At 56.6% G+C, this 11,918-nt stretch carries 13 protein-coding genes; 12 read left to right on the top strand and 1 reads right to left on the bottom strand.

Going from position 1 to position 11,918, the window contains the following annotated elements:
• Nucleotides 1-17: 17 nt before the first annotated feature.
• Entirely contained in the window at nt 18-869 is an 852-nt protein-coding gene (locus SJY10_RS04490; protein WP_386679899.1) for a lytic transglycosylase domain-containing protein, read from the bottom strand.
• A 355-nt stretch (nt 870-1,224) separates the two neighbouring features.
• Here SJY10_RS04490 and SJY10_RS04485 point away from each other — a divergent pair, with 355 nt between their 5' ends.
• From SJY10_RS04485 to SJY10_RS04430, 12 genes are all read left to right on the top strand, one after another.
• Nucleotides 1,225-1,404 carry a Flp family type IVb pilin gene (locus SJY10_RS04485; protein ID WP_386679897.1) on the top strand — a complete coding sequence of 60 codons (180 nt, stop codon included), beginning with the start codon at nt 1,225-1,227 and terminating at the stop codon, nt 1,402-1,404.
• A gap of 146 nt (nt 1,405-1,550) precedes the next feature.
• Nucleotides 1,551-1,727: a hypothetical protein gene (locus SJY10_RS04480; protein WP_386679895.1), complete on the top strand. Its 177-nt coding sequence runs from the start codon at nt 1,551-1,553 to the stop codon at nt 1,725-1,727.
• Nucleotides 1,728-1,800: 73 nt separating this feature from the next.
• Nucleotides 1,801-2,667, top strand: a complete 867-nt coding sequence (gene cpaB, locus SJY10_RS04475) for a Flp pilus assembly protein CpaB (RefSeq protein WP_386679893.1) — start codon at nt 1,801-1,803, stop codon at nt 2,665-2,667.
• A gap of 219 nt (nt 2,668-2,886) precedes the next feature.
• Nucleotides 2,887-4,311: a type II and III secretion system protein family protein gene (locus SJY10_RS04470; protein ID WP_386679891.1), complete on the top strand. Its 1,425-nt coding sequence runs from the start codon at nt 2,887-2,889 to the stop codon at nt 4,309-4,311.
• 13 nt (nt 4,312-4,324) lie between these two features.
• Nucleotides 4,325-4,984: an OmpA family protein gene (locus SJY10_RS04465; protein ID WP_386684497.1), complete on the top strand. Its 660-nt coding sequence runs from the start codon at nt 4,325-4,327 to the stop codon at nt 4,982-4,984.
• A 274-nt stretch (nt 4,985-5,258) separates the two neighbouring features.
• Nucleotides 5,259-6,506 (top strand): CpaE family protein, encoded by a 1,248-nt coding sequence (locus SJY10_RS04460; protein ID WP_386679889.1) that lies wholly within the window; start codon nt 5,259-5,261, stop codon nt 6,504-6,506.
• A 14-nt stretch (nt 6,507-6,520) separates the two neighbouring features.
• Complete coding sequence (locus SJY10_RS04455) at nt 6,521-7,969, top strand: CpaF family protein (protein WP_386679887.1); 1,449 nt, start codon at nt 6,521-6,523, stop codon at nt 7,967-7,969.
• Nucleotides 7,970-7,975: 6 nt separating this feature from the next.
• Nucleotides 7,976-8,941 carry a type II secretion system F family protein gene (locus SJY10_RS04450; protein ID WP_386679885.1) on the top strand — a complete coding sequence of 322 codons (966 nt, stop codon included), beginning with the start codon at nt 7,976-7,978 and terminating at the stop codon, nt 8,939-8,941.
• A 9-nt stretch (nt 8,942-8,950) separates the two neighbouring features.
• Complete coding sequence (locus tag SJY10_RS04445) at nt 8,951-9,934, top strand: type II secretion system F family protein (RefSeq protein WP_386679883.1); 984 nt, start codon at nt 8,951-8,953, stop codon at nt 9,932-9,934.
• Between the two features lie 4 nt (nt 9,935-9,938).
• Nucleotides 9,939-10,496 carry a tetratricopeptide repeat protein gene (locus tag SJY10_RS04440; RefSeq protein WP_386679881.1) on the top strand — a complete coding sequence of 186 codons (558 nt, stop codon included), beginning with the start codon at nt 9,939-9,941 and terminating at the stop codon, nt 10,494-10,496.
• 27 nt (nt 10,497-10,523) lie between these two features.
• Nucleotides 10,524-11,369, top strand: coding sequence for a tetratricopeptide repeat protein (locus tag SJY10_RS04435; protein WP_386679879.1), 846 nt, complete (start codon nt 10,524-10,526; stop codon nt 11,367-11,369).
• A gap of 3 nt (nt 11,370-11,372) precedes the next feature.
• Nucleotides 11,373-11,867, top strand: a complete 495-nt coding sequence (locus SJY10_RS04430) for a prepilin peptidase (RefSeq protein WP_386679877.1) — start codon at nt 11,373-11,375, stop codon at nt 11,865-11,867.
• The last annotated feature ends 51 nt before the right edge of the window (nt 11,868-11,918 follow it).

The raw sequence follows: 11,918 nt of genomic DNA, 5'->3' as shown, positions 1-11,918 counted from the left end.
GGCTCGCCCCTACTTACTTACGATCTGTTGACCGCGAAGACACAGCCGTCACTGACCAGTTCCGGCGGCGTCAGGCATAGCCCTTTGGCCACGGCGAAAGCGGCCAACACCTTTGGTACATAGCCGCGAGTTTCGGCAAAGGGCGGTACACCGTTGTTGTCGCGCACTGACCCTTCGCCGGCATTGTAACCCGCCAGCACTAAAATCGGGTCCCCTTCGAACTTGTTCATCAACCAATCCAGATAGGCGACCCCGCCCCTGATATTCTGTTCAGGCGACAGGCTGTCTGTCACGTTGAAGCGCGCAGCCGTGTCGGGCATCAATTGCATCAACCCTTGCGCACCAGCCCCGCTAACTGCCTGCGCATTCCCCGCGCTTTCCACACTGATCAGCGCCAGCACCAGTGCCGGACTGACCTTGGTGCCAACGGTTGCCTTTAAGATATCAATTCCGTGCCGGGCTGCGATATCCTGCAATGTCTGAAGTCGCGGAGCCGGGACCGACTTGCCTTCTGGCGGTTGGGAAATCACCGTAAGCGCATCATGCAGGCGGCCTGGCCCGCTATCGTCCATTGCCGGAGAGATGGTCGACCAGAACCAGTCCAGACCGGACGATTGCGGTACGCGCGCAATAGCTCCGTCAGGCGTCATTACCGCAGCCGCGGCAACTGTCTGTTCGGGCTTGGGCGCAAACATCGTCGCAGAGGGGGCGTTGGGATCAACCTGCACGGTTATGCGCGAACCACCAGACTTCGGCACGCCTATTCGTTTGAAGGTAAAGTCGGGTTGCAACCGGCTTTCGGCCCGCAAATCGGCGCTGCCAATTGCCAGAGCGGCCGCGACAAGGCAGCCCACCGTAAATATCTTCATAATTTGTCCGTCCTGCTCGACGCTTGTTTTGCCGAAAGCGTCGCAGGATTCCCGTTTGATTGCCACTTGGACGTGAACAATGCGGCAATTTCGCCAATATTCGACGTAAAAGCGCAACGCAAATTTTAACAAATAGTTTAGAAGACCGTAGATATATAGATATAAATCAATGGGTTGCAAATTTTATTCACAATTATTGGCCCCTGTCCAAAATAGTGCGAAACGGGCCTAATTTCAGACGCAATCACCCGTCAAACATAGGTCATCCAAGACGGGGAGCGGCCAACAAGAGGCCGGTCGCTACGATCCGACAAGGGATACTGAAACACTAGCGATACCCTGAGGAGGGAATTAAATGCTGAACTTCATCAAAAACTTCCGCAACGACGAAGACGGTGCTGTGACTGTTGACTGGGTCGTTCTGACCGCTGCCATCGTTGCACTGGGCCTGCTGGTCGGTACGACTGTTCGTAACGCTGCAGTTGCCAAGACTGCAACTATCGTTACCGACATCCAGGCAACTGCTGGTTCCTAATCCGAACCCGCATCGTTCAAGAAAGCCGCGCCTTACTGGCGCGGCTTTTTTGCTTTTCGGGCATGAAAGCACCACAGCCCCGCCGCAAGTTTGCCGCAATATACTGCGATGCAAAGCTGTCGCCATCAAATTGGAGCATGCAGATAATGTTGCAGTATTTTAAGAAATTCGTTTCAGCCGAAGACGGTGCCATTACCGTCGATTGGGTCGTGCTGACGGCCGCCACTGTCGGCCTTGGCCTGATTATCCTCGTAGCTATCAAACCATCCGCCTTGGCTAAGGCTGATAATATCTCGGATGTCATTGCAGCAACTGACCCTTAAGGTCAGTTTTTTCGCGTCAGCACCTGCCGCCCCGCCCTCCGTCGATGATACGGACACCACGAAAGGATAAATCATGCGTACAGTATTTGGATTAGTGCTGGTGCTGGGAATGGCGCTTGCAGGCTTCGCCGTCTACATGGTCAAAGGCTATGTCGCTGATACGGAATCCGCGTTGATCGCAGAACGCCAGCGCGCGGCGTCCATTGTTGAAACCGTCGAAGTTCTGGCCGTTAGCACGCCAAAGGTTTTTGGCGATGTCATCATGCCTGACGACCTGATCACAGTGAAATATGCCAAAGAATTTCTTCCCGAAGGCTCCTTTGCAACAAAAGAAGACCTCTTTCCAGAAGGCATGGACATCAGCCGGTCGGTCCTTGTGTCGATGGATGCCAATGAAATCGTCCTGGCATCAAAGGTGACACCGCAAGGCCAGATTGCCAGTATCACCCAGACGCTGCGCCCCATGATGCGAGCCTTCACCATCTACGTTGATGCAGGCACCGGTGTGTCAGGCTTTCTGCGCCCTGGAAACCGCGTCGACATCTATTGGACTGGCTCGGTCGACCCATCTGCGCAGCAGGACGAGACCTTTTTGATCGGATCGTCCATCGAGCTGATCGCGATTGACCAAAGCACCGACCGCAACAGCACGCAAACCGTTGTTCCCCGCACCGTAACGGTTCAGGTCAGCCCATCTGACGTGGCACGCCTCGCGCAGGCCCAGTCCGAAGGCAAATTGAGCCTTTCGCTTGTCGGGTCGGATTCTGCCATGAACGCCGTGCCGGATGGCGAGCAAGCTATCACTTTGCCAGAGCCCCCGAAGGCACCGGTGGTCGTTGCCGAAGCCCCGGTCGAAGTCGCCCCTGCCCCGCAGGCTTGCTATACAACAGTGCGCCGCGGCACCGAAAAAGTGCAGATGGAAATCGCCTGCACGAACTGATCACAATCAACAAAAGGCACCGGATCCCCGTGATCCGGTGCCCTTTGCCTGCGCGCAAAACCAAGTAGCGTTGCGAAAAACGGGCGGCTGTTGCGATTTGTCCACAACAAGATCGACCTGCAAACCATTGATTCTTGCAATAATCACGCGGTCCGGTCATGGTGGTCGCAATGACGGAAAATAATTTCCGCTAAGGCGTGATCGGAGAGGCAGGTCACAATGAGCTATGACAGATTTATAAAGGCCGCGGTTGCGAGCCTTTCGCTGGCGATCGCCAGCATTCCGATGGCATCATCGGCAGAGACACTACGCGTCGTGCGTGGTTCGGCGTCCGCCCCCTTGGCGGTCCCCATGAACCGGGCAATCGTGGTCGAAAGCGACGAACCCTTCGCGGAAATTTCCATTGCAAACCCGGGAATTGCCGACATTTCGTCATTGTCGGACCGCAGCATCTATTTGTTGGGTAAGGAACCGGGTCGCACAACGATGACGATTCTGGGGCCGGATGGCCGTCTGATCAGCAACGTCGAAGTGCAGGTGACCCCCGATATCGCCGAATTCAAGGAACGCCTTGAACAGATCCTGCCGGGCGAGCCGATCGAAGTGCGCACAGCAAACAACGGTATCGTGCTATCTGGCACCGTCAGCAGCACGGCGCGGCTTGATCGCGCTTTGGAGCTGGCCCAGCGCTATGCGCCCGACCGGGTTTCAAACCTCATGAGCGTTGGCGGCACCCAGCAGGTCATGCTGAAAGTCCGCTTTGCTGAAATGCAGCGCAGTGTCAGCAAATCACTGGCGTCATCTATCGCAGCGCAGGGCACCGCACTGAGCGGCAACCTTGGCACCACGGGCGGCACCGGGTCGCTTGTCACATCTGGCGCGATCAGCAATACCTTCAGCGGGTCCACCCCCAGCACAAACTCCAACAGTGGCGCATTCCTGTTCGGGTTCAACGCTGGCGGCCTTGAGGTTGGCATCCTGCTCGAAGCACTTGAGGCGCGCGGCGTCGTCCGCAGCTTGGCAGAGCCGAACCTGACAGCACTTTCAGGGCAAGAGGCAAAGTTTCTGGCCGGCGGTGAATATCCCGTGCCTGTTAGCCAGGATAACGGCGAGATTTCGGTCGAATACAAACCCTTCGGCGTAGAGATGAAATTCACGCCACGGGTTGTCGATGGTGACATTATCAATCTGGAACTGGTGGCGGCCGTGTCGTCTATTGATTCGGCAAACGGCTTTACCGCAAACGGCTTTACCATCAACGCGTTCAAGCGTCGCGAAACATCTACAACTGTTGAAATGCGTGACGGCGAAAGCTTCGCTATCGCAGGTCTGCTGTCTGACGACTTCACCGACCTGAAAGGTCAGGTGCCATGGCTGGGTGACGTGCCCGTCCTTGGCGCCCTGTTCCGCAGCGTCGAATACAGCCGCGAACAGACAGAGCTTGTGATCATCGTCACGCCGCACCTTGTCACACCGACCCGTGGTCAAGCCTTGGCCCTGCCTACGGATCGCGTGCAACCACCATCCGAAAAGGACTTGTTCCTGTTTGGCCGCGTTGCGGCATCGAATGCCCCCAAAACCGGTGGTGCGGGTGAAGTGGCACGTCAGGACTTTAGCGGGTCCTACGGCTACGTGATGGAATGATAGGGGCGCAATGATGAAGACTCTTTTAACAGCGACCGCCGCGGCCCTGACATTGATGGGCTGCGCGCAGGAAGCCGGATTCCACCACGATGCCGCCCTGCCCGCCGGTGCAACGACCGCAGACGCCGACTTTGGCGCGGCGACGGCGGCCAATCATCAGGCGATGACCAACCCTGGCGAGGCGACGGTTCAGCTTGGCCAGCGATTTGCTGCAGAAGTTGACACAACCGTCACCTTTGCCTTCAACTCCAGTCAGCTGGACGCGGCAGCGCAGTCTGTTCTGATTACCCAAGCAAACTGGATCCGCCAGTTCCCCGAAGTCCGCTTTAACGTCTACGGCCACACCGACCTTGTCGGCAGCGCGTCCTACAACAAGCGCCTAGGGCTGGCGCGTGCAAACGCGGTCGTGAACTTCCTGTCGACCCAAGGGATTAGCCGTTCGCGGCTCGAAGCGCTGGTATCTTATGGCGAAACCCGTCCGGTCATCGCCACTCAGGCACCTGAACAGCAAAACCGCCGCACCGTTACCGAAGTATCTGGCTTCGTCAAAGGCGCACCGATGCTGCTAAACGGCAAATACGCCGAAGTTATCTTTCGCGAATATGTTGCCAGTGCTGTTCCGCCGTCGACCCTGTCGGACAATTCGACCGGCACAGTGGACCGCATCGAATAAAGCGCAAAGCCCTGAGTTAACGTTCACTACAACGTGACGCGCATCCCATGATGCGCGTCAACAGTGCCCCTAAAATCACATGATTGAGGCATCAGACCGCACAATCAATCGTTTTTGGTCCCATTCTCGACAAGATTAACCGTCAAAAGCGATCCAACGGGTCAATCTTGCTCTGCGCAATGCAGGGCAGATGCAGGCACCGGGTGATCGTGACGGGACCTTAAGATATCCCTCATATACCCGCGTGGCGCCCAATCGAAAGAGGACGTCCGGAATGAGTAGCAACGCAGTTTCGAAAACCGATAGCCCCGCCTTGGTGGCGTGCACTGTCAGTCGTGATGTGCAGATCTTTGATCTACTGATCGAAGACATGGAAGCGGCCTTGGGCGAAAACTGGGGTGACCTTAGCTTTGACGACGCGCTTGCCTTTTTGCGCCAACCCGACGCGACCGAATTACAATTCATTGCCGTCGCGATGGACGCAGAGGATGAGACGAACCTAGACCGAATCGCAGCCATCATCGGCGCGGCCAAACAGCAGGAAATCAAAGTCATCCTCATCACCGAAGATGTCAGCCCTGCCGCGCTTCATAAGCTGTTGCGCGAAGGCGGCGATGAATTTGTGCCCTACCCGCTGCCGGAAAACGAACTTGCCAATGCAATCGAACGCGTTCTGACACCGCCCGCCGAAATTCCAGTCGCACCAGAGCTTCAGAACAAGCTGAAGGCAACAGGGACCCATGACGGCGTATTGATTGCGGTGCACGGCATGGCCGGCGGCACCGGCGCAACAACCCTTGCCGTGAACCTTGCCTGGGAACTGGCACTGCAGGACAAGGACAATCCGCCACGGGTCTGCGTCATTGATCTGGACCTGCAGTGCGGGTCTGTTTCCACCTACCTTGATTTGCCCCGCAGAGAAGCGGTGCTGGAATTGATGTCCGACACCGAAGCCATGGACAGCACGGCCTTTATGCAGGCGCTTTTATCTTATGACCAGAAACTGCACGTCCTGACCGCGCCGACTGACATGATCCCCATGGATCTGATCACCAGCGCCGATGTGTCGCGCATTCTGGAACTGGCGCGCACGAACTTTGACTATGTCGTCATCGACATGCCTTCCGTCATGGTTGAATGGTCGCAAACCGTATTGGAAGCGACCCACGTATATTTCGCGACGCTAGAGATGGATATGCGATCTGCGCAAAACACGCTGCGTCTGAAACGCGCGTTGCAATCCGAAGATTTGCCATTCGACAAACTGCGCTTTGTTCTGAACAGGGCCCCGGGCTTTACCGATTTATCCGGCAAGGCCAGGGTCAAACGGTTGGGTGAAAGCCTAGGTATTTCGATTGAGGTGCAATTGCCAGACGGCGGCAAGCAGGTCGCGCAAACCGGCGATCACGGCACGCCGTTGGCAGTCAATGCGCCCAAGAACACCATGCGCAAGGAAATCGCAAAACTTGCGGCATCGGTCCATGCCGTCAATCAGGCTGAAAACGCCGAAGCACGCGGTTAGGGAAAGGCACGTCCATGTTCTCCAAGTATAAAAAGCCAGGCAATACGGCGGCACCTGCGCAGGGTAACGCAAAACCCTCTATGTCCGCCGTCACCGCGATGGTCGCCGAAGAGGCGCCGCGCAAATCCTTGATGAAAACCATGCCCACCCGCGCGGCCGAAGTCGCGCCGGGTGACCGCGATAAAAAGCGCAAGGAACGCTTGGGCGAAATCAAGCTGGAACTGCACAAGGCGCTGCTGGACAACTTGAACCTTGCCGCGCTTGAAAATGCGACCGAAACCGATTTACGCAACGAAATCAACGCAATTACCAATGAAACCCTGGAAGAGATGGGGATCGTCCTGAACCGGGACGAACGCGTCACACTCGGGCAGGATCTGTTTTTCGAGGTAAAGGGTCTTGGCCCCCTCGAAACGCTGCTTAAGGACGATACGGTCAACGATATTCTGGTGAATGGGCCGCAGCAGATCTTTGTCGAACGCAACGGCAAGCTCGAACTGACGGACATCACCTTTAAAGACGAAAAACACCTGCTGCGGATCATCGACAAGATCGTGTCCGCCGTGGGTCGCCGCGTTGACGAAAGCAATCCCTACGTTGACGCCCGTCTTGCCGATGGTTCGCGTTTCAACGCCATGGTTGGCCCGATTGCGGTCGACGGATCGTTGGTGTCGATCCGTAAATTCAAAAAAGACAAACTGGGTATTGATGATCTGGTCAAATTCGGTGCCTTTTCAGAGGAAATGGCAGCTTATCTGCAAGCAGCCGTCGCCACGCGCCTGAACGTCATCGTGTCCGGCGGTACGGGTTCGGGTAAAACGACGACACTGAACGCCCTGTCCTCTTTTATCGATAACGACGAACGCATCCTGACGATCGAAGATACGGCCGAACTTCAGCTGCAACAGATCCATGTGGGCCGGATGGAAAGCCGTCCGCCTAACGTCGAAGGCAAAGGTGCGGTTAGCCAGCGCGACTGTCTGAAAAACGCTTTGCGGATGCGTCCTGACCGCATCATCGTCGGCGAAACGCGCGGCGAGGAGGTCATCGACATGCTTCAGGCCATGAACACCGGTCACGACGGGTCAATGACGACAATCCACGCCAACTCTGCGCGTGATGGCGTGTCGCGTCTGGAAAACATGATCGCCATGGCCGGGATCGAAATGCCGATCAAAGCAATGCGTAGCCAGATTTCATCTGCTGTGAACCTGATTGTTCAGGCCTCGCGCTTGCAGGACGGCTCGCGCCGCATGACGTCGATCACCGAAATCACCGGCATGGAAGGCGACGTGATTTCCATGCAGGAAATCTTTAAATTTCAACGTGTTGGCCTGACCCCCGACAACAAGATTATCGGCCACTTCACGGCGACCGGCGTGCGCAGCCACTTCTCTGACCGCTTCAAACTGTGGGGCTACGATTTGCCGCCGCAGATTTTCGAACCCCTTGTTGCGGAGTAACGCACCATGATTTCCGCCGAGCCGCTTATCTATATTGCGATCTTTGCCTCTGTCATCTTTGTGGTGCAGGGCATTTATCTGGTGCTTTTTGGCAAATCCATTACCATGAACGGCAAGGTCAATCGCCGTTTGCAACTGCTTGAAAAAGGCGGCAATCGTGAACAGGTGCTGGAACAACTCCGCAAGGAGATGACGCAGCACATGAAATCGCAAAGCATCCCGCTTTATTCGATTCTGGCTGCCAAGGCACAGCGTGCGAACATTGCCTTTACTCCGCCGCAGATCATCATGCTGATGGCAGGCGTCAGCGTCATGGCGTTCTTTGGCCTGACCGTCATGACCGAAGTGGCCCCCCCGACCCGCGCTGTCGTCGCGGTTGGCATGGGTGTGGGCGGTGTATTCATGTGGATTAGCAGCAAGGCGAACAAGCGCATGGCCTTGTTCGAAGAACAACTGCCCGAAGCTGTCGAATTGATGGTGCGATCGCTGCGCGTTGGCCATCCGTTTTCGTCGGCCATTCAGATCGTCGCAAAAGAATTGCCTGATCCTTTGGGCACTGAAATGGGCGTCATCTCGGACGAAGCTGCCTATGGCCGCGATATGGGTGAAACGCTAAAGGCGATGGCAGAACGGCTTGATATGCAGGATTTGCGGTTCCTCGCCGTCGCGGTCACGATCCAACAAACCTCTGGCGGTAACCTGGCTGAAATTCTTGACGGTCTGGCCAAGGTGATCCGATCCCGTTTCCGCCTGTTCCGCCGTGTCAAAGCCATCACGTCAGAGGCGAAATGGTCCGGCAAACTGCTTTCGGCCTTTCCAATTCTGGCGCTGATCGTCATCAACCTGATCCAGCCCAACTATTTTGACGAAGTCATGGACAAGCCGATTTTCATTCCGGCCTGTCTGGTTGTGACCGGCTTTCTGGTGATGAACCTGATCGTTATGCGCGCTCTTGTAAATATTAAGGTGTAGGGTCGAATTATGTCTATCATCAACGACATCAACGCGATGCTGACTGACATCCTGGGCCCGTTTGGCGGCGTCATGGTGATGGGCTTTGTCGGGCTGGTCATGATCCTTGTCACCTTGCCTGTCTTGCTGAAAAAGCAAAGTGATCCGCTGGACAAATTAAAGGCCGCAAACCGCGCCTACACCGTCAAGTCATCAGGAAAGACAGAGCGCCTGCGCGCACCGACCAGCAAGGACAAGCTGGAAAAGTACGCCAACTTTCTGGAACCGCAAGATGCGGTCGCTTATTCTGCCGCCCGGCTGACGCTGTTGCAGGCAGGCTATAAGTCGAAAAATGCGGTCCGTATGTTTCACTTCAGCCAGTTCGCCTTGGGGATTTCCGGCCTCGTTTTCGGCGGCCTTTATGCACTGCTGAAATCACAAACTGGCGAAGTGACGCAGCAATCCATGATGCTGACGCTGCTGATCCCAGGACTGGTCGGTTACATGTTGCCGAAATATTGGGTCACGCGCCGTGTCGCCACCCGCAAAGAGGCTATCGAATACGGCTTTCCCGACAGCCTCGACATGATGCTGGTCTGCGTAGAAGCGGGCCAATCGCTGGACCAGTCCATTCTGCGCGTTGCAAGAGAGTTGAAATCAGGCTTCCCGGACCTGTCGTCTGAATTCGAACTTGTCAGTCAGGAAATGAAGGCCGGTAAAGGCAAAGAGGCCGTGCTGCGCGACATGGCGGAACGCTGCGGCGTGCAGGACATTTCCTCTTTTACGACCGTCCTCATTCAAAGCCAGCAGTTCGGTACGTCGATCGCCGACGCCTTGCGGGTTTACGCAGCTGAAATGCGTGACAAACGCGTGATGCGTGCGGAAGAAGCCGCAAATAAGCTTCCGACTAAGATGACACTTGCCACGATGATGTTGACCGTGCCGCCGCTTTTGCTCATTTTGATCGGACCCTCCATCTACGGTATCACGCAAACTATGGGGGGCGGAAACTGAACCGATGACCCCACCTCGCAGCGCCCTCGCTGCCGCAATCTGTCTTGCATTGGCCGCCTGTTCATCAGGCGGCCCGCTTGCGTCCGGGGATGGCGTTTTTGCACCCGGCGTTGCCGGCAAAGCCAAAGTCGACAATCTTGTCGTCGGTCACCGCCTGATGGCGGCCGGCGAATATGAACTGGCCTTGGATGCCTATTCCCGCGCGGCCGTCGTGCAGGGTTTCAATGTTGACACCCTGTCTGCGCTGGGATCGGCGAACCTGCGTCTTGGCCGGCTGGGACAGGCCGAAGGCCTGCTGCGCCGCGCAGCCGAAGAAGCGCCTGACTTCGCCCCCGCCTGGAACAACCTCGGCGTTTTGCTGATGGAAAAAGGTGAGTTTGCCGAAGCCGCAGAGATTTTTCGTCGCGCATTTGCCACGGACAACGGGAATTCCGACGAGATCCGAGAGAACCTGCGCTTGGCACTATCCAAACGCGACGCCATTATTTACGATCCTGCACAAGAGAACCAGAATTTTGAACTGGTCCGACGCGCCGATGACGACACCATCGAGCCGCTTTGAGGTAGTAGCAGGAAAGGACGCATAACGATGCGCCATACCGTCATATTATGTCTGGCCGGAACGCTGGCCCTGGCCGCATGTGGTTCGCGCAACGGCGATGCCGAAGTGCAACGCGCGATGCAGGATCTGAATTCTATCGAAAGTGCGAGCCTGAACGACGTCATGCTGACAGTTGGCGATCCGGAAGAGGCCGTCAAATACTTTAATGGTGCCTTGGCAGGTAACCCCGACCGGATCGACTTGCAGCGCGGCCTTGCCAAATCACTGGTCCGCGCAAACCGCGCGTCAGAGGGCGTGACGACCTGGAAACTTGTCGTGTCCAACCCCGAATCCAATCTGGATGACCGCGTCGAGATGGCAGAGGCGCAGATCCGTGCGAACACATGGGACGATGCCGCCGCCACGCTGAACGCCATTCCGCCGACGCATGAAACCTTTGACCGCTATCGTCTGGAAGCCATGATCGCCGATAGCAAACAGCAGTGGTCGAAAGCTGACAGCTTTTACCAGACGGCTGTCGGGCTGACCTCTACGCCGGCGAACACCATGAACAATTGGGGCTATTCAAAGCTGACACGCGGCGATTATCCAGGCGCGGAACGTCTGTTTACCGATGCGCTGCGTCAGGACAGTTCCATGTTTACGGCAAAGAACAACCTGATCCTCGCGCGCGGTGCACAGCGCAAATACGATCTGCCAGTTGTGCCGATGACCCAGACCGAACGCGCGCAGCTGCTTTACACCATGGCCTTGACCGCGATCAAACAAAACGACGTAACGACTGGTAAGGGGCTTTTGCGCGAAGCCATCGACACCCATCCCCAGCACTTCGAAGAAGCCACCCGCGCATTGCGCGCATTGGAAGCGGCTTAACCCATGGTCCTGTCTGCTTCTGCTGCCTGGTGGTTCCTGATCGTCGCAATTCCGGTCGGGCTTTGGGTTGCCTACACCGACCTGTCCCGGATGAAGATTACCAATGCCGCTGTCATGACGCTTTTTGCCGGCTACGTCGTGCTCGGCTTCGTCGCGCTTCCGCTGGAAACCTACCTTTGGGGCTATGTGCACCTGATCGTCGTATTGCTGATCGGCATCGGTTTGAACGCGGTGGGCGCTGTGGGGGCGGGCGACGCGAAGTTTGCCGCTGCTGCAGCACCAATGGTCGCCACCGGTGACATCGCGCCTTTGCTATACCTGTTTTCGCTTTGCCTGCTTGGCGGCTGGGCGATCCATCGTATTGCCCGCCTGACGCCCTTGCGCCGCCTGGCACCGGATTGGGCCAGTTGGACATCAGGGCGGCGTTTCCCTATGGGCTTGCCGCTTGCCATGACCTTGATCGCGTACCTTGGGTTGGTCATCTACCGCGGACACTGACGCCATAGGCGCGGACAATGCCACCGAAGCGAAACCGTTTGTCCATGTTTT

Source organism: Loktanella sp. R86503 (assembly GCF_042466455.1).
GTDB lineage: Bacteria > Pseudomonadota > Alphaproteobacteria > Rhodobacterales > Rhodobacteraceae > Loktanella.
Note: the sequence above shows the minus strand (reverse complement) of the source record. Positions and strands in the feature narration are given on the sequence as shown.